The organism is Pseudomonas sp. WS 5532 (assembly GCF_012985445.1).
GTDB lineage: Bacteria > Pseudomonadota > Gammaproteobacteria > Pseudomonadales > Pseudomonadaceae > Aquipseudomonas > Aquipseudomonas edaphica.
The window spans coordinates 21147-40328 of record NZ_JAAQWK010000020.1 but is presented as its reverse complement, the minus strand read 5'-3'; the positions used below and the strand labels follow the sequence as shown (position 1 = coordinate 40328).

General features: G+C 60.1%; 20 protein-coding genes. 9 read left to right on the top strand and 11 right to left on the bottom strand.

Annotated features, from left to right (window positions below; all coding sequences use genetic code 11):
- Positions 1-63 precede the first annotated feature (63 nt).
- The 3 genes from HBO23_RS26355 to HBO23_RS26345 form a co-directional block, all read right to left on the bottom strand.
- Positions 64-1077 carry an AI-2E family transporter gene (locus HBO23_RS26355; protein WP_017136784.1) on the bottom strand — a complete coding sequence of 338 codons (1014 nt, stop codon included), beginning with the start codon at positions 1075-1077 and terminating at the stop codon, positions 64-66.
- A gap of 234 nt (positions 1078-1311) precedes the next feature.
- On the bottom strand, positions 1312-1614 hold the full coding sequence (locus tag HBO23_RS26350) for a PsiF family protein (protein ID WP_017136785.1): 303 nt from the start codon (positions 1612-1614) through the stop codon (positions 1312-1314).
- 72 nt (positions 1615-1686) lie between these two features.
- Positions 1687-2475, bottom strand: a complete 789-nt coding sequence (locus HBO23_RS26345; RefSeq protein WP_017136786.1) for a helix-turn-helix transcriptional regulator — start codon at positions 2473-2475, stop codon at positions 1687-1689.
- A gap of 98 nt (positions 2476-2573) precedes the next feature.
- On the opposite strand from HBO23_RS26345, the gene HBO23_RS26340 reads away from it, so the two are divergent.
- The gene (locus HBO23_RS26340) at positions 2574-3461 is read left to right on the top strand and encodes a DMT family transporter (RefSeq protein ID WP_138449247.1); all 888 of its coding nucleotides are present in this window, start codon (positions 2574-2576) and stop codon (positions 3459-3461) included.
- Between the two features lie 113 nt (positions 3462-3574).
- Here the strand turns inward: HBO23_RS26340 and HBO23_RS26335 are convergent, their stop codons facing one another.
- The gene (locus HBO23_RS26335) at positions 3575-4465 is read right to left on the bottom strand and encodes a triacylglycerol lipase (protein WP_170040318.1); all 891 of its coding nucleotides are present in this window, start codon (positions 4463-4465) and stop codon (positions 3575-3577) included.
- Positions 4466-4666: 201 nt separating this feature from the next.
- Here HBO23_RS26335 and HBO23_RS26330 point away from each other — a divergent pair, with 201 nt between their 5' ends.
- Positions 4667-5197: a ferritin-like domain-containing protein gene (locus tag HBO23_RS26330; RefSeq protein ID WP_017136789.1), complete on the top strand. Its 531-nt coding sequence runs from the start codon at positions 4667-4669 to the stop codon at positions 5195-5197.
- Between the two features lie 203 nt (positions 5198-5400).
- Here HBO23_RS26330 and HBO23_RS26325 read toward each other — a convergent pair whose 3' ends face one another.
- A complete protein-coding gene (locus tag HBO23_RS26325; RefSeq protein WP_170040316.1) occupies positions 5401-7467 on the bottom strand; it encodes an AsmA family protein in 2067 nt (688 codons plus the stop codon).
- A 346-nt stretch (positions 7468-7813) separates the two neighbouring features.
- On the opposite strand from HBO23_RS26325, the gene HBO23_RS26320 reads away from it, so the two are divergent.
- Together HBO23_RS26320 and HBO23_RS26315 are read left to right on the top strand one after the other, a co-directional pair.
- A complete protein-coding gene (locus HBO23_RS26320; protein WP_099548110.1) occupies positions 7814-8224 on the top strand; it encodes a hypothetical protein in 411 nt (136 codons plus the stop codon).
- 164 nt (positions 8225-8388) lie between these two features.
- The gene (locus HBO23_RS26315) at positions 8389-9021 is read left to right on the top strand and encodes a TetR family transcriptional regulator (protein WP_017136792.1); all 633 of its coding nucleotides are present in this window, start codon (positions 8389-8391) and stop codon (positions 9019-9021) included.
- 6 nt (positions 9022-9027) lie between these two features.
- Here the strand turns inward: HBO23_RS26315 and HBO23_RS26310 are convergent, their stop codons facing one another.
- Complete coding sequence (locus HBO23_RS26310) at positions 9028-9516, bottom strand: C40 family peptidase (RefSeq protein ID WP_170040314.1); 489 nt, start codon at positions 9514-9516, stop codon at positions 9028-9030.
- 339 nt (positions 9517-9855) lie between these two features.
- Between HBO23_RS26310 and ureE the strand changes: the two genes are divergently transcribed.
- The 5 genes from ureE (at position 9856) to HBO23_RS26285 (ending at position 13528) form a co-directional block, all read left to right on the top strand.
- Positions 9856-10356: an urease accessory protein UreE gene (gene ureE, locus HBO23_RS26305; protein WP_017136794.1), complete on the top strand. Its 501-nt coding sequence runs from the start codon at positions 9856-9858 to the stop codon at positions 10354-10356.
- On the top strand, positions 10353-11027 hold the full coding sequence (locus tag HBO23_RS26300; RefSeq protein ID WP_169986509.1) for an urease accessory UreF family protein: 675 nt from the start codon (positions 10353-10355) through the stop codon (positions 11025-11027). Before ureE ends, HBO23_RS26300 begins: the two co-directional genes overlap by 4 nt.
- Before the next feature lie 9 nt (positions 11028-11036).
- Entirely contained in the window at positions 11037-11651 is a 615-nt protein-coding gene (ureG, locus tag HBO23_RS26295; protein WP_017136796.1) for an urease accessory protein UreG, read from the top strand.
- A 23-nt stretch (positions 11652-11674) separates the two neighbouring features.
- Positions 11675-12247, top strand: a complete 573-nt coding sequence (locus HBO23_RS26290; protein ID WP_017136797.1) for a HupE/UreJ family protein — start codon at positions 11675-11677, stop codon at positions 12245-12247.
- A 171-nt stretch (positions 12248-12418) separates the two neighbouring features.
- Positions 12419-13528, top strand: a complete 1110-nt coding sequence (locus HBO23_RS26285) for an AGE family epimerase/isomerase (RefSeq protein WP_170040312.1) — start codon at positions 12419-12421, stop codon at positions 13526-13528.
- 102 nt (positions 13529-13630) lie between these two features.
- On the opposite strand, the gene HBO23_RS26280 is transcribed toward HBO23_RS26285, so the two are convergent.
- From HBO23_RS26280 to livM, 5 genes are all read right to left on the bottom strand, one after another.
- The gene (locus tag HBO23_RS26280) at positions 13631-14536 is read right to left on the bottom strand and encodes a cation diffusion facilitator family transporter (RefSeq protein WP_170040310.1); all 906 of its coding nucleotides are present in this window, start codon (positions 14534-14536) and stop codon (positions 13631-13633) included.
- Positions 14537-14733: 197 nt separating this feature from the next.
- Entirely contained in the window at positions 14734-15498 is a 765-nt protein-coding gene (locus HBO23_RS26275; protein ID WP_058422443.1) for an SDR family oxidoreductase, read from the bottom strand.
- 821 nt (positions 15499-16319) lie between these two features.
- Complete coding sequence (locus tag HBO23_RS26270; protein ID WP_170040308.1) at positions 16320-17036, bottom strand: ABC transporter ATP-binding protein; 717 nt, start codon at positions 17034-17036, stop codon at positions 16320-16322.
- Positions 17033-17908: an ATP-binding cassette domain-containing protein gene (locus HBO23_RS26265; protein WP_017136078.1), complete on the bottom strand. Its 876-nt coding sequence runs from the start codon at positions 17906-17908 to the stop codon at positions 17033-17035. Before HBO23_RS26265 ends, HBO23_RS26270 begins: the two co-directional genes overlap by 4 nt.
- Entirely contained in the window at positions 17905-19182 is a 1278-nt protein-coding gene (gene livM, locus HBO23_RS26260) for a high-affinity branched-chain amino acid ABC transporter permease LivM (RefSeq protein ID WP_017136077.1), read from the bottom strand. Before livM ends, HBO23_RS26265 begins: the two co-directional genes overlap by 4 nt.

Sequence of the window (19182 nt, the reverse complement as noted above, 5' to 3'; positions counted from 1 at the left end):
GCGGACGCAGAGCGTCCAGGGCAGCATTCCCACGCAGAGCGTGGGAACGAGCTAACGGGCCAGTTAAACCATCCCCGCCAGCTTCAACTCACTCTTCAGATACGCATAATAAATCGGCCCCGCCACCACGCCCGGCAGGCCGAATGCGGCTTCAAACACCAGCATCGCCAACAGCAATTCCCACGATTTGGCACTGATCTGCCCGCCGACAATGCGCGCGTTGAGGAAGTACTCGACCTTGTGGATCACGATCAGATATCCCAACGCCGCCACCGCCACCCAGATCGACAGCGACAGCGCGACGATGGTGATCAGGGTGTTGGAGATCAGGTTGCCGATCACCGGCAGCAGGCCGACCAGGAAGGTCAGCACGATCAGGGTTTTGGTCAAAGGCAGGTGAATGCCGCAGAGCGGCAACACAACCGCGAGAAAAATCGCAGTGAAGGCCGTATTGAGCGCGGCTATCTTGATCTGGGCGAAGACGATATTGCGAAAGGCCTGGACCAACAGGTGCAGGCGGTCGAACAGCGCGGCCGCCAGGGGTTTGCGTTTGGTCAGGTCGGGCACTCGCTGCAGGGCGATAATGGCGCCGAGCACCATGCCGATCAGCAGGGTGACGAACATGTGGGCGGCGTCTTTGCCGACCAGTTGCAGCTCGCTCAGGTGTTTGCTCAGCCAATCGCCGATGGCCACGCGGAATTCGGCGGCACTGGCGGGCAGGTAGGCGTCGACGAACGGCGGCAGTTGCCCGCGCGCGCGGTCGACCACGCCCATGAATTTGTCCAGGGAAGCCCCGGGGTTTTCCGCTTCGTGGAGCAGAAAGCTGATGGCGCCGGCAAAGATCAGGGTCAACACGCTGACGATCAAGGTGCCCAGCAACGCTACTGCCAGCCAACGCGCACGCCGGCCTTCAATCAGTCGCTGCAACTGCGGGGTAAGCATGTTGACCAGTTCATAAACCAGCAGGCCGGCCAGCAAGCTCGGCAACAGCTTGAGCGGCAGGACCAGCAATAGCCCGCCGAAAATGATGACGCAACTGACCAGCAACAACACGTGACGCTGAGAAAACGTTGGCATACAGCCTCAAAACGAACGGCGTTAAAGGATGGGCAGTCTGCCAGCCTTGAGGGAATCAAGCGAGAGGTCTGAATTGTGAACACCGTCAGTGTGGGAGCTGGCTTGCAGTGGCGAGGGAGCTGGCTCCCGTTCGACAGCGCAGCTGGAGCCCGCTTTTTTGGGGGCGCTTCGCACCCCAGCGCAAGCAAGCTTGCTCGCCACAGCAAGCCCGACTCCCACATGGGATCTATGTTGTTAGCTGCCTTTGAGGCAGGTGCTCATAAAGGTTTTACGCGCATCGCCAGCCAACGCCTTGGTTTTCGCCGAGGCATTGCAATCTTTCATTTTCTGCTGCTGTGGGGTCAGGGTCTTGGCATCGTTGGCAGCTGGCGCCGACAGGCAGGTCTTCATAAAGGCCTTGCGGTCATCACCTTTGAGCGTCTTGGTGGTCGCTTGTGCATTGCAGGTGGTCATTTTATTTTGCTGGGCTGTGGCAGCGAAGCCTTGGGAACACAGCAGCAGGCCCATCATCAACAACGGAATACGCAGCATCTTCATGGAGTTTTCTCCCTGTTACCGCACCAAAGGGGCACGGCCTACGCAGCAGTGTAGTCAAAACCTGTTACATCTTCAGCGTCCGCGAATATTCGACCGTCGGTACTGCTCCGGGGTGCAGCCGGCGTGACGCTGGAACATGGCGATAAACGCCGAGGCCGTGCTGTAACCCAAGTCAAAGGCTACATGTTGCACGCTGCGGTCGCTGTCCAGGGCTTCGATGGCGGCAAGATAGCGCAGGCGCTGGCGCCATTCGCCGAAGCTGATGCCCAGCTCGCGCACAAATTGGCGTGCCAAGGTGCGCTCACTCACATGCACCTGCTCCGCCCACTGCGCCAGCGGGCGATTGTCGCCAGGGTCGGCCTGCATGCCTTCGAGCACGCCGAGCAGCCCGGGGTGGCGCGCGTAAGGCAGAAAGCAATCATGCATCGGTGCCTGTTTGAGCTGGTCCACCAGCACCTGGGCCAGGCGTATATCGGCCTCACTTTGAGGAACATTGACGTCACGCTGGGCAAAATCGCTGAGGATCGCCTTGAGAATGTCACTGATCGCCAAGGTGCACGGCGCCTGCGGGAGTTGCGCGCACAATGCCGGGGCCAGGCCCACGGAGCGATACACAATCGCCTGGGCGTTGTAGGAGCTGTGCTCGGTATTGGGTGGGATCCACACCGCGTACTGCGGAGGCGACATAAAGCGGCTGCCGGCCACCTCCATGCGCATCACGCCATTGGCCGAATAGTCCAGCGAGCCCCAGCCATGCCGGTGCGGCGTACACTCGGTGTCGGGCGCAAATTCGGAGTAGCGGAAGTAGACCGGACTCGGCAGGCTGCGAAAATCCGCGAGGCGTACGGTGTGTCTGGCCATATTGTCTGGATACAAAGGTCGGTTGTCTGGATCGCAGTATAGGCTTCTATCCAGACAGGGGGATAATCGCGGCTCATCAACACACCTGGTTTCTTTCGATGCAATACGCGTACCCCCTGCTGGCCATCTTTATCTGGGCCGGCAACACCGTGGTCAACAAACTGGCCGTGGGCTCGATCTTCCCCGCAGAAATCGGCTTTTACCGCTGGTTGCTGGCGGCATTGCTGTTTACCCCATTCATGCTCAAGCCGGTGCTGGCCAACTGGGCGCTGATCCGCCCGAACCTGGGCAAGATCTTCATCCTCGGCGTGCTGGGCATGGCGGTGTATCAAAGCCTGGCCTATTACGCCGCGACGCTGACCAGTGCCACCAACATGGGCATCATCCTGTCGCTGATGCCGTTGATGTCGCTGACCGCTGCCATCATCAGCCTCGGCCAACGCCTCACCTTCGGCGCGCTGACCGGCGCAGTGCTGTCGTTCGCAGGCGTTGTCGTAGTGGTATCAGCCGGCAGCCTCGGCGCGTTACTGCAACACGGGCTCAACCTGGGTGACGCCATGATGCTGTTCGCCACCCTGGCCTACGCGGTCTACAGCACCCTGCTGAAAAAATGGCATTTGCGCCTGCCGCCGCTGGTGTTGCTGTATTTGCAGATACTGGTGGCGGTGGTGGTGCTGTTTCCGCTGTTCCTGTTCTCGGCCAAGGCCGGCTTGGGCTGGGCGAATATCCCACTGGTGCTGTACGCGTGCCTGCTGGCGTCGATGCTGGCGCCACTGGCGTGGATGCACTCGGTGAAACACCTGGGGCCAAGCCGCACCACACTGTTTTTCAACTTGCTGCCGTTGATTACCGCATTGATTGCGGCGGTGGTGCTGAAGGAAAAACTGGCGATGTATCACTTGGTCGGCGGCTTGCTCACCTTGGGTGGGGTGATTTTGTCGGAGCGTTGGATTACGCCGGTACGCCGTGAGGTTGGCGTCGCCTGACAGATCGCTATCGCAGGCAAGCCAGCTCCCACATTCGACCGGGTTCCAACTTTGGAATGGGGCCAACTGTGGGAGCTGGCTTGCCTGCGACGAACGATAACCCGGTCTCCCGGTTAAACCCCAGCCGCCTTCAGCCGCCGCGCATGCTCGACAAACAACCGGATCGGCTCGGCGCCCTTGCCCACCAACCCCAAGGATTGGTTGACGATATCGAAGTGATCCAGGGCGTAGTCATCGCCGATGACCGTGCCCAGGTGCGAGCTGTAGCGCCCGACCATGCCGTCACACTGGCCCTTCTCGCGCACAAAGCTGCGGGCGAACAACCGGCAACTGCGATTCGTGCCGTCCAGCAGGTTGCGCCCACGATCGGTCTTGCCCGGCTGCAAGGTGCCGGACCACGAGTAATAACGCACGCCATTGACCACCTCGGCGCCCTGCCCGCCCCAGGTTTCGGGCAGCCCTTGGGGATACTGGCGGTTAAACAAGGCCACACCGTCACGGGTCAGGGATTGGTGCGAGGCCTGCAAATCGGCCTTGAAGCGCGGGCCGCGATAGCCGGTTTCCAGCAGGCCCATCACCCAGGCAACCAGGTGAAACACCGCGCTCATGAGCCTGCCTTTCACGCTGTCAGCCGGGTAATGGGCGTGGATATGGTCCGCCAGCTCCGAGCCATGGTTGGGGCCAGCCACCGACGTCACTGACGCCACCCACTCCGGGCGCCTGGCGGCGGCATAACGCGCGGTGAGCGCGCCCTGGCTATGGCCGATCAGGTTGACCTTGTCGGCGCCGGTCTCGCGACGAATCTGCGCAATGTGTACCAGCAACTGCTCGCCACGCACCTCGCTGGAATCCAGCGGCGCCACCTGAACGGCAAATACCTGCGCCCCACCCGCCCGCAGCGCCGGGACAATCCCGTACCAGTAAGGGAAAAAGCCTACGCGCACAAAGCCCAGCATGCCGGGTACCAGCACCAGGGGGTAACGCGTGGCGAGGGAATCGGGCATAGGGCGGACATCCTGGTAGGGGAAGCGATAACGCCATCCTAGACCACCCGACATGACTGCCCCATGACTGTGCCGTTTAGAAGTGTCCGGTCAGGCGGTGTGAAATCCGATAAAACTTTTTGCGCTGCCCGGGACTCACAACTTGGAGTGATCACGCCGACAGAGCGTGGCGCAAAACCGGATTAGCACCAGGAGATTGAGATGACCCAAGCAAACTTGACCGACGTTGCAACCCTGCGCAGCCGCGCCCGCCAGCACGTCGAGAACGGTGCCGTGACCGAAGGCTACGACGCCGACCGTGAGGAAATTATTCGCCTGCTCAACGAGTCGCTGGCCACTGAACTGGTCTGCGTGTTGCGCTACAAGCGTCACTACTTCATGGCCAGCGGCCTGAAAGCCAGTGTCGCGGCCGATGAGTTCCTGGAGCACGCCACCCAGGAAGCCGAACACGCCGACAAACTGGCCGAACGCATCGTGCAGTTGGGCGGTGAGCCGGAGTTCAACCCCGACCTGCTGTCGAAGAACTCCCACGCCCAATACGTGGCCGGCAATACCCTGAAGGAAATGGTCTACGAAGACCTGGTGGCCGAACGGATCGCGGTGGACAGCTATCGCGAAATCATCCAGTACATCGGTGATAAAGACCCGACTACACGTCGAATCTTCGAAGATATCCTGGCCCAGGAAGAAGAACACGCCGATGACATGGCGGATATTCTGCAGGACCTGTAACGCGCTTCACCGCTGAACCCCATGTGGGAGCGGGCTTGCCCGCGATAGCAATCTAACAGTCAGTGCCTGTATCGACTGTTACAGCGCTATCGCAGGCAAGCCAGCTCCCACATTTTTTGCGCCGGGTCCTGATCGTTCCCACGCTCCGCGTGGGAATGCATCCAGTGACGCTCTGCGTCACATCCCCTCTAGGAGCGGACGCCTTACTTAACGGTTTTCGGCGCCTTGCCTTCCTTCATCTGTTGCAGCAACGGTGCGCACTGGTTGGGCTCATCCCCGCTCGGAGCGACCAACGCCAGCAACCCGGCAGCCGGGCCGGCGATCACACCCAGCGCGACCATGCCGGCACCCCGCAACATCAGCGGCACGGCCTTTACACCCGCATTAGGCTTGATAAACGGGCCATTGACGTACAACGGTGAACGCAGGGAGAACAAGCGAAAGCCCTTGGACTCTGGCGTGATGGTCAAGTCCAACTGCTCGGTCGCCATGTTCGCCGTGCCATCGATATAGATAATCGCGTTCTCGGTATCGAACACAAACAGCCGCGTCGTCGCCAAACCCGTCTTGATGCCAAAGTCTGCCGCCGCGCAGTTGATCTTCACTTCCTTGTCGCCAAACAAGCGGCCCACCACGTAGTTGCCCACGTTGAGCCCGGCAATTTCCATCAGGCCGCGGCTGATGGCGCCGTCATTGATCAGCATTTTCAGGTCACCGTTGGAGGTGCCCAACAAGGCCGCCACGGAGTTGCCGCGCCCGGAAATATCAGCGTCGCCGTTGAGCTCACCAAAGCTGGTCTTCATCGGTTCGAACGTCGGGAACAACTGTTTGAGCTTGAAGTTGCGTGCAGTCAACCTGGCACGGCCTTCCATTGGCGTGATGCGCCCGTTCAAGCGAATCTGCGCATCCAGCTTGCCACCCGCCACGCCAAAGCGCAGGGGTTGCAGGCTCAGCTCGCCATCGTTGAGAACCAAGTGGGTGTAGAGGTCGGTGAACGGCAAGTCGGCGCTGTGCACGATACGTTTGCCGGTGAATTCCACGTCGGCGTCCATGTCGCGCCAGCGCTCGGTGCGGAACTCTTCCACCGGCAGCACTTTGGTCGCCGGTTGCTTGCTCTCGCCACCACGGGCCTTCTGTTTAGCGTTGGAGTCGGCACCGATCAACGGTGCAAGGTCGGTCATCAGCAGTTGGTTGGACACCAGCGTACCGCTGAGCTTGGGGCGTGGCTGGCTGGCGACGTAGCTGAGGTTGCCGTGGATATCACTGTTGCCGATCTTGCCGTTGAAGTTTTCATAGGTGAATGACGCGCCGCTGGCCTCATGCAGCTTGGCGATCAGATGGCCGTCGGTGGAATAGGCCGGAGAATCGGGCAGCGTCACGCCGGTCAGCGGGTAAAGGTTGCCCAGGCTACTACCGGACAGTTTCAACCGCAGGTCCAGGGCACCCAGGTTCAGCGGATCGGTCAGGGTGCCGGCCAGTGCGATGCTGGTGTCGGCGATTTTCACTTGCGCTTGCAGCGGGAACGGCTTGGCCGCGTCCTGCAAGGCTAATAGCCCGCCTATCTTGCCGGTGCCATCGAGTTTCTGGCCGTGGTACTGGCCTTTGACCTTGAGGCCGAATGCGTAGTCCTGCGGCGCCGAACCTTTTTCCAGGGCCTTCTTGGCATCCGCGTCGCCGACGATTTCACCGAAGGGAATCGGCTTGCCAAGCAGGTCGATGATCACATCCAACTGGGTCTTGAGGGTTTGGTCGTCGAGGGTCACGTGGCCCTTGTCGAAGCCGATGGAGCCGATGTCCACCACCCAGCTGGAAGGCTCGGCGTTGGGGTCTTTGGGGTCGAACTTGAAGGTCCAGTTGGCGCGACCGTCGGCAAGGCGCTGCAAGTCGGCGCTTGGCTCGGTGAGGTCGATACGCGGGATCACCACGCGCTGAGCCAACAGCGCCAGGGGCGAGATGCGCAGCTCAACGCGTTTGAGCGTGACCATCTGCGGTTTTTTTGACCAGTCCGGGTTGCCCAGGGTCAGGTCTTCGGCAATCACGTGCGGCCACGGCACCCAGGCACGCCAACCGCCTTCATCGGCCTCGCGCGCCCACACCACGGCGAGGTTGCCATTAATGGCAAACGGGCGATGCAATTCTTCGGAGACCTTGGCATTGAGCGGCGGCTTGATGCGGTTCCAATCAAAGAACACCAGCACCAAGACCACGATAGCGATTAACACAGCGAAGCTGGCGCAGCTCCAAACCACGATTTTACGAGTGCGCGTCATTGCACAGGACTCCTCAACACAGATAGCAAAACTAAAGCTTATAAGGCTACGACTGGCAAACCGCCGGGGGGTTTAACCCGATCAGCGATTTAGTCGCAAAAAGCCACATTCCTGATCGACCAGACAGTTTTCATCATCGACAGCGCACCATTGTTACCCAGGTTCGTGTCGAAAATACCCATCACGGTGCAAAAGCGCGGGCTTGAGAGGCGCGTTCTAGAGCCTCTGCGGGGAACAATCAATTCTGTTGATTATTACCATTGTGTTTATGAACTTTTATATCGACTTCTCGAGAGTAACATTAGCCCTGTACCCACTTTATCGCCCTCCCAAGGAGCAACCCATCATGAAACGCCAAATACTCGCTACTGTTCTGCTGTCGGTCCTGGCTTCCAGCGCATTTGCCCTGCCAGCCGCTGAACAAGCTACCCCACAGAACAAAGCTCAAGCCGTTCAGTCGAGCCAGACCCTGGCCCGCAGCGGTTCGCAAGAAGACGAAAACCGTGACTACGCCAAAGGCGCCGTTGCTGAAAACGGTCGCAACCGCCTGGAAGAGAAAGGCCTGGTAGAAGGTGGCGCTGAACAAGCCAACAAACGTGCTTACACCGAAGGCGTTGCTGAAGGTGGCCGTGATCGCCTGGAACAAAAAGGCCTGGTAGAAGGCGGTGCTGAGCAAGCCCACAAACGCGCTTACACCGAAGGCGTTGTTGAAGGCGGTGCTGACCGTCTGCAAGAACTGCATCAAGCACAGAGCTAACCCCGTGGTGGCCGAGAAAAAAGCCCGATCTGAAGATCGGGCTTTTGCTTTTATCTGACGCTTATCTGAACTGCATCACACCCCAACACCCCGCCAAGTTCGACGTAGCTGAAGCTGTTTTGCTAGAGTGCGTCGCTGTACTTGCCGACAAAGCCCGCCCGCCGATGCTGCCCCGCGCCGAACAGAAGCAACAGACCCGCCTCGCCTTGATGGACGCAGCCCGCCATCTGATGGAGTGTGGCCGTGGGTTCGGCAGCCTGAGCCTGCGCGAAGTGGCCAAGACCGCCGGGATTGTGCCGACCGGGTTCTATCGTCACTTTGAGGATATGGACCAGCTGGGGCTCGTGCTGGTCAGTGAAGTCGGTCAGACCTTTCGCGCCACCATTCGCCTGGTCCGTCACAACGAGTTCGTGATGGGCGGCATCATTGATGCCTCCGTGCGGATCTTTCTGGACGTGGTTTCAGCCAACCGTTCACAATTCCTGTTCCTGGCCCGCGAGCAATACGGTGGCTGCCTGGCCGTGCGCCAAGCCATCGGTGCGCTGCGTGAAGACATCACCAGCGACTTGGCTGCCGACCTTACGTTGATGCCCAAGCTCCAGCACCTGGATGCCGACGGCTTACATGTGATGGCCGACCTGATCGTCAAGAGTGTGTTCGCCACCCTGCCCGACATCATCGATCCACCGGCCCAGGCCCTGCCTGCCCACCTTACGCCCCAGGCGAAAATCACCCAGCAACTGCGCTTTATCTTTATCGGCCTCAAGCATTGGCAAGGGCTGGGCAGCACCGAATAAGCCCGGTCAGCCCGCCGTGTGGAAGCGCTTGGCGGTGGTGTAGTGCTTTTTCCAGTAGCTGTTGCTCAATGAATCGATACGCACGCGTTTGCCGGTACTGGGCGAGTGGATGAATTTGCCCTTGCCGATATAAAGGCCGACATGGCTGACCTGGCCGCGCCCATTGCCTTTGAAAAATACCGCGTCGCCGGGCTTGAGGGCCTCGCGCTTAACGGTCGCAGCGCTTGATCGATGCATTTCTGTGGTGGTGCGCGGCAGGCGGATATTGGCTTCGGTCTTGAACAGGTAGACCAGGAAGCTGCTGCAATCAAACCCCTGGTTAACCTTGGTACCGCCGCTTTTATACGGCGTGCCGAGCAGCTCATGGGCACGATCGATCACGTTGTCGATGGTGGCGGAGGGTTCGAAGGCCACAGGCGCTTTTAAATTGGCCGAGGCCGGTATGACGGAGCAGGACAAGCTGAGAATAAGTGAAACCAAAAATACTTTGAACATGATCGGCGTCGCAGTGGATTAAACACGGCGCACATCGTAATGAAACAGCGCGTAACTTTTTGAACGGCAAATCCTTCAATCACGTAGGACAAATCCTAGAAAAATCCAGTGCGAAACAGATGAAGGAAATTTCATCCTTCACGCAACGGTTCTCAACGAAAAGCGCCCCCATCCAGTGCTATAAATCCAATAGCGCACCAATTTGAAGCGCGACAGCCATTGGCTGACGCCCTATTCGGTGGCATGTCCGTGCTTGCCTACAGGGATTTCCCGCCCATACACACGGTTGGCAAGCCCCTTGCTCTAGCTCATTTATCGCTCATAGCTGGAAGCCTCCTGATGCTGGTGATCCACCGCCGAATCGCCCCCCAAGCCCTCTGGGCCGCCGAACTGCTGCTGAACTTCGAAGCCCGCAGCAAAAGCCGCCTGCGCTGTTTCAGTGCCGACGGCGAAGACGTCGGCCTGTTTCTGGAGCGTGGCCAGCCGCCGCTGCACGATGGCGAATGCCTGCAAGCGGAAGACGGGCGCGTGGTACGCGTGGTCGCCCGCCCTGAACAGCTGCTGCACGTGACCTGCAGCAACGCCTTTGAACTGACCCGCGCGGCGTATCACCTCGGCAACCGCCATGTGGCCTTGCAAGTCGGCGACGGCTGGCTGCGCCTGCTCGATGACTACGTACTCAAAGCCATGCTCGAACAGCTCGGCGCCACCACGCAAACCCTCGAGGCTCCGTTCCAGCCGGAACACGGTGCCTATGGCGGTGGCCATCATCATTCGCGTCATGGCGATGAAGACTTCAATTACCCGCCCAAACTGCACCAGTTCGGCGTGCGTCTATGAACCCAGCCTGGGCGCTGTTGCGTCTGGCCAGTCCGCAATTGCCGATTGGTGGCTACAGCTATTCCCAAGGCCTGGAGATGGCGGTGGAGAACGGCCGCGTCAATGATGCAGCCAGTGCCCGGCGCTGGATCAGCGACCAGTTGCTGCTCAACCTCGCCCGTTTTGAAGCGCCGCTGTTGCTCGCCCATTGCCACGCCGCCGCCGAACAGGATTGGCCGCATTTGGCGCAGCTGTGCGAAGAGCACCGCGCCAGCCGCGAGACCCGCGAGCTGTATCAGGAAAGTCGCCAGATGGGCTATTCCCTGCAACAGCTGCTCAACGGTTTACCGGAGCTGGACGACGCCGCGCGCCACTTTCTGGCCCAACGTGATGAACCCCACCTGGCCCTGGGCTGGGCTTTGGCCGCCCGCGCCTGGCACATCAACCCCGATGACGCCCTGGCCGCGTGGCTGTGGAGCTGGCTGGAAAACCAATTGGCGGTGCTGATGAAAACCCTGCCGCTGGGCCAGCAAGCCGCCCAACGCCTGACCAGCCAATTGCTGCCCCTGTTGCAACAAGCCCAGCAGGACGCGGCACGCATCGACCCTCCCCATTTCGGCAGCGCCGCGTTCGGCCTGTCCCTGGCGTGTATGGCCCATGAGCGCCAATACAGCCGCCTGTTCCGTTCCTAGGAGACCTACATGAACACACAACCTTTGCGTGTCGGCATCGGCGGCCCAGTGGGCTCCGGCAAGACCGCCCTGACCCTGGCGCTGTGCCTGGCGCTGCGCGACCGCTACAACCTGGCGGTGGTCACCAACGATATCTACACCCGCGAAGACGCGGATTTTCTGGTGCGCAACCAGGCACTGGCGCCCGAGCGCATCATCGGCGTGGAAACCGGCGGCTGCCCGCACACGGCGATTCGTGAAGATGCCTCGATCAACCTCGAAGCGGTGGACCAACTCAACCGCCGCTTCCCCGGCCTGGACCTGATCCTGGTGGAGTCTGGCGGCGACAACTTGTCGGCCACGTTCAGCCCGGAACTGTCAGACCTGACCATCTACGTGATCGACGTGTCTGCCGGTGACAAGCTGCCGCGCAAGGGCGGGCCCGGTATTTGCAAATCCGACTTGCTGGTCATCAACAAGATCGACCTGGCGCCCCTGGTCGGCGCCTCGCTGGAACTGATGAACAGCGACACCACACGCATGCGCAACGGTAAGCCCTTTGTGTTCAGCAACCAGAAAACCGGCATCGGCCTGGATGAAATCGTCGCCTTTATCGAACGTCAGGGTTTGCTGACTGCAGCCTGATCACACCCCCAAAAGGAGCCTGTATGGGACTCAACAAAATTCTTGCAACCGCCGCCCTGCTGCTGGCACCGGCCCTTGCCTTCGCTCACCCCGGGCATGGCGATAATGGTCTGGTGGCCGGTATCAGCCACCCATTGGGCGGTATTGATCATTTACTGGCCATGGTCGCGGTCGGGTTGTGGGCCGCGCAGCAACAAGGCAAGGCGCGCTGGGCACTGCCTTGCGCGTTTGTCGGCACCATGCTGGTGGGCGGCCTGCTCGGCTTTGAAGGCCTGGAACTGCCGGCGCTGGAAAGCGGGATTGCTGCCTCGGTACTGGCGCTGGGCTTGGCGGTAGCGCTGGCAGTGCGGCCGCCGTTGTTTGTGGCGGTGGCGGCGACGGCGTTGTTTGCGTTGTTCCACGGTGTGGCGCACGGCCTGGAGCTGCCTGACATGTCCAGCCCGTGGGCGTATGCGGCCGGCTTTGTGGCCGCGACGGCGGCGCTGCATGCTGCCGGGTATGCGGTGGTGCGTTTCCTGCCAGCTGCTGCGGCGCCGCTGGTACGGGTTGCCGGGGCAGCTTCGGCGGCAACCGGGGTTTGGTTGCTGGCGGGCTGATTGGCGGCGCTGCTGAGGGCACCATCGCAGGCAAGCCAGCTCCCACCTTTGACTGTGTTCACAGATCCAAAGGTGGGAGCTGGCTTGCCTGCGATGGCGGTGGCACAAACACCACAGAACTCAAGCCTGCTACCATGCGCGCCTACACCTCTGCCGTGACGACGCCAGCCGATGCCCATCGCTTCCCAACCTTCCTTGAATGCCGTGCTTACGCACTTCCACACCCTGATCGTGCCATTGTGGCAAGGCCCAGGCTGGAACGCCGAGTTGGCGTTGCCCTACGAGGCCGTGGACGCCAATCACCAGCCATTGCCCCCGCAACGCTACCGCGCCATGGCCTGCGCCCGGCAGTTGTACCTGTTCGCCAGCCTGATCGGCGAGCCGGGTGCAGCGTTTGCCGAAGAGCGTGCAGCGGCGCTGTTTCGTTCGCTGCAACGGCATTTTCATGATGCCGAACACGGCGGTTGGTTTTACAGCATCGACGCCCACGGCAAACCGCTGGACAAGCGCAAAGACCTCTACACCCACGCTTTCATCATCTTCGCCTGCGCCCACTATTGGGCCAAAGTCCGCGAGCCGTTGGTGGAGTCGGTACTCGATGCGGCCCTGGCCGTGGTCGCCGAACGTTTCGCCACCGGCGACGGCCTGTACGAAGCCGTATTGGAGCGCAACTGGTCATCGCTCAAGTCCGGCCCACTGCAAAACCCACTGATGCACCTGGCCGAAGGTTTCCTCGCCACCCTGGCCGTGCGTGAAGACGCGATCACCCAGGATGCGTTGCTGGACCTCGCCACCGCCCTGCAGAAGCGCTTCATCGACCGCCAGCACGGCGTGATGATGGAAAAACCGCTGGGCGCTGTGGATAACTGGTTTGAGCCGGGACACCAGTTCGAGTGGTTCTTTTTGCTCGACTCTTCAGAGGTACTGCGCGGCACACCCTTGCATGCCTCGCTGACGCGGGCATTTGCCTATGCAGAGCTTAAGGGTGTGGATAAGTTAAGTGGCGCGGTCAGCGGCATGCTCGCGCTGGATGGCAGCGTGCGCGACGGCACGCAACGGATCTGGGCACAGGCTGAATACCTGCGGGCGCTGACCTTGCGGCCGGGCAGTGAAGCGGTGTTGCAACGCCAATTGCTGGCGCTGCAGCAGAACTTTTTGCATGAGAAAGGCTGGCATGAATGCCTGGATGCCAAGGGGGCGGTGAGCCGGCGGGATATGCCGTCGACTACGCCGTATCACTTGGCGACTTGCTATCAGGGGCTGATCCAGCATCTGGGTTGAGCTTTAGTGCCTCATCGCAGGCAAGCCAGCTCCCACATTTTGATGTGTGAACACAGTCAAATGTGGGAGCTGGCTTGCCTGCGATAGCGGTCTACCTGACTGTCATGCAATCCACTTGCGATCCCCAGTAAAACTGATCGTCAGCCAGCGCGCCGCATCCGGCGTACCCAACCCTGTGGATATCTCCTCGCGCAGCCCATCAAGCGTCGCCACGTTATCTACCGGGTAATTGGCCGGCAACACCACATGAATCTCGATAAACCGCGCCCGCCCGTGCTTTTGCACGTAAGACACGTAATCATCAAAACCGTGCTTGGCCTGGGCGGCATCCATCACTTCGCGCACTTTGTCATCCAAGTGGTCCGGGGCAATGCCCAGCACCTCACGCAACGCCGGGCGCAGGATCTTGAACGCCGGCGCCAGCATGCTCAGGGCCAGCAGAATCAGGATCAATGGGTCGACATACACCGCCCACTCGCCATAGCCCTGGGACTTGAGCAACAGCGCAGCGAGGAAGCTGATCAGCAAGCCCACCGACAGCATCGCGTCCACCAGCCAACTGATGTTGTCGAACTGGATCAGTGAAGATTTGAGCTTGCGATTGCGATAGCGCACGTAGAAGAAGTAGGCAAACTCGACCACGGTAAACACTGCCGCGTAGACGATCACCAGTCCCAACTCAATCTCACGCCCGCCATTGATGATGCCGAACACACCGTTGAGAAACGCGTAGATCGCGATCAACAACAGGAAGCTGCCTTCGATCAGCAGCACCATCGGTTCCAGGTGCCAGTAGCCGAACTGGAAACGCTCGTTGCTTTTCTTGGCGATCAGCTTGGCCGTGATCAGCATCAGCACCTTGATGGCGGTGGCGATCAGCGAGAAAAAGCCGTCGAATAGAATGGACTGGGCGCCAGATATCACACCCGTGACAATCCCGGCGATCGCGACCGCGAACATCAGAATCGTCGATTGTTTGAGCAGTGCCTGCTCACCTCGGTTACTCACATTTCCTCCCGTCAAAACCTTTAAACCGCACAGTGCGGAGGGGTTTTCAGGAGTGGAGTGTACCTTATGTCCTGTTTTGGCCGATTTGACGCCATCGCAGGCAAGCCAGCTCCCACATTCGGCCGCATTCTCATGCAGGAACTCGGTCAAGTGTGGGAGCTGGCTTGCCTGCGAAGGACGCAACGCGGTCTTAAGCCTTACTTGGCCCCACGCTCAATCGCAAACCCAGCCCAGGTCTGGCTCACCGGCATCAGCTCCAACCGGTTGATGTTCACGTGCGCCGGGGTATTCATCACCCAGAAGATCGTGTCGGCAATGTCCTGCGGCTGGATCGGCTCGGCACCGGCATAGGTCGCGTCATAACGCGCCTGGTCACCGCCAAAGCGCACCAGCGAGAACTCGCTCTCACACAGGCCTGGCTCGATGTTGGTCACGCGCACGCCGGTGCCTTGCAGGTCGCAACGCAGGTTCAGCGAGAACTGCTTCACGAACGCCTTGGAGCCGCCATACACGTGGCTGCCCGGGTACGGGTAGTTGCCGGCGATGGACCCCAGGTTGATGATGCCGGCGCCACGGCCATGGGCGATCAGGCGCGGCAACAGCAGGTTGGTGGTGGTCAGCAGGCCCTTGATGTTGGTGTCGACCATGGTTTCCCAATCGTCGAGGCTGCACTTGGGCGCAGGGTCGGTGCCCACGGCCAGGCCGGCGTTGTTGATCAGCCCGCGCAACTTGGCGAACGACGGCGGCAGGTTGGCGATGGCCTCCTCCATACCCTTGCGGTCACGCACGTCCACCACCAGGCCATGCACTTCGGTCTGCTTGGAAAGCTCTTCGACCAAGGCATTCAAACGGTCAGCACGACGGCCGGTAAGCACCAGTTTCCAGCCAGCGTCGGCAAAACGACGGGCGCAAGCTTCGCCAAAACCAGAGGTGGCGCCAGTAATAAACAGCGTGTCGGACATGGTGTTCTCCTTGCGGGCATCGGAAAAAAAACAGCCAGCAGAATGCCCTTACGCCGCGATTGCAGCAACCGCTAAGCGCATAACTTCATACACGGCTGGTTGTTTTTTGATCACTTCAGGCAAAGCCTTATAGAACGTGGCGTGCAGCCATATGCACGCAGGTTATCCACAACTGCGCCCACAGTCTTTGGGGGCAAGTGTAAAAAGCGCCAAGCCGCTCTATACAAGGCTTGCAGGCGATTTCAGAAAGTTTTTTGCTTGACCTTGGCCAAGGCGTATGTAGCCCAATGGCAAGAGGGAAAATCCGAACGATGGCTCCAGGCCAGTCATTCCGGCCTCTGCGGCCGTCTTTCCAGAGTTTAGTCACAGACTTATCCACAGGCTGTTCCGACATAAATCAGTCATATACCTGTGTCTTTAAACAGGTTGACAAAGCCCTCGGCAGGCCAGCAAAAACCGGCTGATCAATAAACAACCACCACGCTGCAAGCCACGGTTTTAAAGGCTTGCAGCCAGCTACTCCCACGTTACCCACAGCCGGTTCCACAGCGGATGGGGACAAGTCAAAACTGTGACAAAACAGGGATTTGCGGCGGCTATATGTCGCGCTTTGGAGGTGGGCTGGATTTGTTTTCCACAATTTGGCGGGAGCACTGAAAACACCCCAAAAATACCTGTGGGAACCGTTTCATGTGGGAGCTGGCTTGCCTGCGATGGCATCTCCTCGGTCTACCTGAAAGACCGAGGTGCTTGCATCGCAGGCAAGCCAGCTCCCACAGAGAGCCGGTTCCCACATGGGGTTATTGCGTCAGGCCTTTAGATCAATGCCCGCCGAGGTAGGCGTTGCGCACTTCCTCATTCACCAGCAATTCCTTGCCGGTGCCCGTCAGGCGAATCTCGCCGTTGACCATCACATAGGCCCGGTCCGACAGGCGCAGCGCGTGGTTGGCGTTCTGTTCCACCAGGAAGATAGTCATCCCGGTGGCGGCCAGCTCGCGCAGTGTGGAAAAGATCTGCTTCACCACAATGGGCGCCAGGCCCAGGCTCGGTTCGTCCAGCAACAGCAGTTTGGGCCGGCTCATCAGCGCGCGGGCGATGGCGAGCATTTGCTGCTCACCACCGGACATGGTCATTGCGCGCTGGGTGCGCCGCTCCTTGAGCCGCGGGAACAGCTCGAACATGCGCTGCATGTCTTCCTGCGCATACTTGTCGCCAATCGGGATGGTGCCCATCAGCAGGTTTTCCTCGACGGTCATGTCGGGGAACACCCGCCGCCCTTCCGGCGACTGCGCAATGCCGTTGGAGGCGATGTAGTGGGACGACTTGTGGGTAATGTCGACGCCGTTGTACAGAATTTGCCCGGACTCGGCGCGCGGCTGGCCGAAAATCGACATCAGCAGCGTGGATTTACCCGCGCCGTTGGAGCCGATCAGGCTCACGGTTTCGCCTTCGTTAATGTGCATCGAGACTTTTTTCAGGGCCTGGATCGGGCCGTAAAACACGTCCAGGTCCTTCATTTCGAGGATAGGTGCACTCATACCAGCTCCTCTTCGTCTGCGCCCAGGTAGGCGGCAATCACTTTCGGGTCGTTGCGGATCGCGTCCGGGCCGCCTTCGGCGATCACGTTGCCGTGGTCGAGCACCACGATGTGGTCGGAAATACTCATCACCATGCCCATGTCGTGTTCGATCAGCACCACTGTCAGGTCGTGTTCGTCGCGCAGCAGGCGAATCATCGCGCTGAGGGCTTCGGTTTCCTGCGGGTTGAGGCCCGCTGCCGGTTCGTCCAGGCAGATGATCTGCGGCCGGGTGCACATGGCGCGGGCGATTTCCAGGCGGCGTTGCTGGCCGTAGGAAAGCTCACCGGCCAGGCGGTTGGCGCAGTCGACCAGGTCCACCACTTCCAGCCAATAGAAGGCGTGGTCGAGAGCATCGCTTTCGGCCTTGCGGTAGCCCTTGGTGTTGAGGATGCCCGCCAGCATGTTGCGGTTGACCCACATGTGCTGGGCCACCAGCAGGTTTTCCAGTACCGACATTTCCTTGAACAGGCGAATGTTCTGGAAGGTCCGCGCCAACCCTGCGCGGTTGACCAGGTGGGTGCCGCCGAACATTTTGTAGTACACGCGGCTGAAGAAGCTTTTTGGCGATACAAAGTCGACGGCCTTGAAGCGTTCGCCGAGCAACTGGATCACGTTGGTCTGCTTGCCACGAATGTTCAGTTCGATCTTGCCGCCGCTGGCTTTGTAGAAGCCGGTGAGGCAGTTGAACACCGTGGTCTTGCCCGCGCCGTTGGGGCCGATCAGGGCGAAGATCGAGTTGCGTTTGACCTTGAGGCTCACATCGCTCAAGGCCTTGATGCCACCGAAGTGCATCATCAGGTGTTCCACTGAGAGGACGACTTCTTTGCTCATGGCGCCACTCCTTTACGTGGGGTCACACCGGTTCGGCTGATGCGGATCAGCCCGCGTGGCCGCCAAATCATCATCACCACCATCAACACGCCAAACAGCAGCACACGGTACTCGGAGAAGCTGCGCAGCAACTCCGGCGCGACGGTCAAGACGAACGCCGCAATCACCACACCGACTGTCGAGCCCATGCCGCCCAACACCACGATGGCCAGGATCAGCGCAGACTCGAAGAAGGTAAACGACGACGGGTTGACGAAGCCCTGATAGCTGGCAAAGAACACCCCGGCCAGCCCCGCAGTCGAGGCCCCGATGGTGAACGCCGAAAGCTTGACCAGTACATGGTTCAGGCCCATGGAACGGCAGGCGATTTCATCTTCGCGCAAGGCTTCCCAGGCGCGGCCCACTGGCATGCGGGTCAGGCGGTGCTTGATGTACAGCACGGCCAGCACCACCAGGAACAGCACGATGTAGATGAACATGAACTTGATGTTGGGGTTGTAATCGATGCCGAAGAACTCGTGGAACGGAATCCCGCCATCCTTGGCCTTGCGCCCGAACTCCAGGCCGAGAAAAGTCGGCGAAGGCACCGGCATACCGTTGGGGCCACCGGTGAACGACAGCCAGTTGTTGAGCACCAGGCGGATGATTTCACCAAAGCCCAGGGTCACGATGGCGAGGTAGTCACCGTGCATTCGCAACACCGGGAACCCGAGTATGCAGCCCGCCAGCGCGGCAGCGATGGCCGCCAGGGGCAACACACTCCAGAAGCCCAGGCCCAGGTATTGATAACCGAGCGCCAGGCCGTAGGCGCCGATGGCGTAGAACGCCACGTAACCCAGGTCGAGCAAACCGGCCAGGCCCACCACGATGTTCAGGCCAAGGCCGAGCAACACGTAGATCAGCCCGAGAATCACCACGGTCAGCAGGTACTTGTTGGCGAAGATCGGGAACACGATCGCGATCACGATCAGTGCCGGGATGATCCAGCGCAGCCGCGATTTGTAGTCCGGCGGCAACACGTGCACGCCGGAGCCACTGCTCTCGAAACCCTGCAGGATCTTCACGCCCTTGGGGGTTTGCAGGAACAGGCTCAAGGCAAAGCGCCCGGCCATCACGATGGCGACCAACGTGGCCACCCGCGCAGGCTCGAGGTTAAAGCTATAGCCGTCGAGGACCACGCCGACGATCGGGCCGAACACGATCAACGAAATCAGCCCGGCAAGGACCGTATCGACCACACTTTTCTTGATATCGATAGATTTGGCAGCAGACAT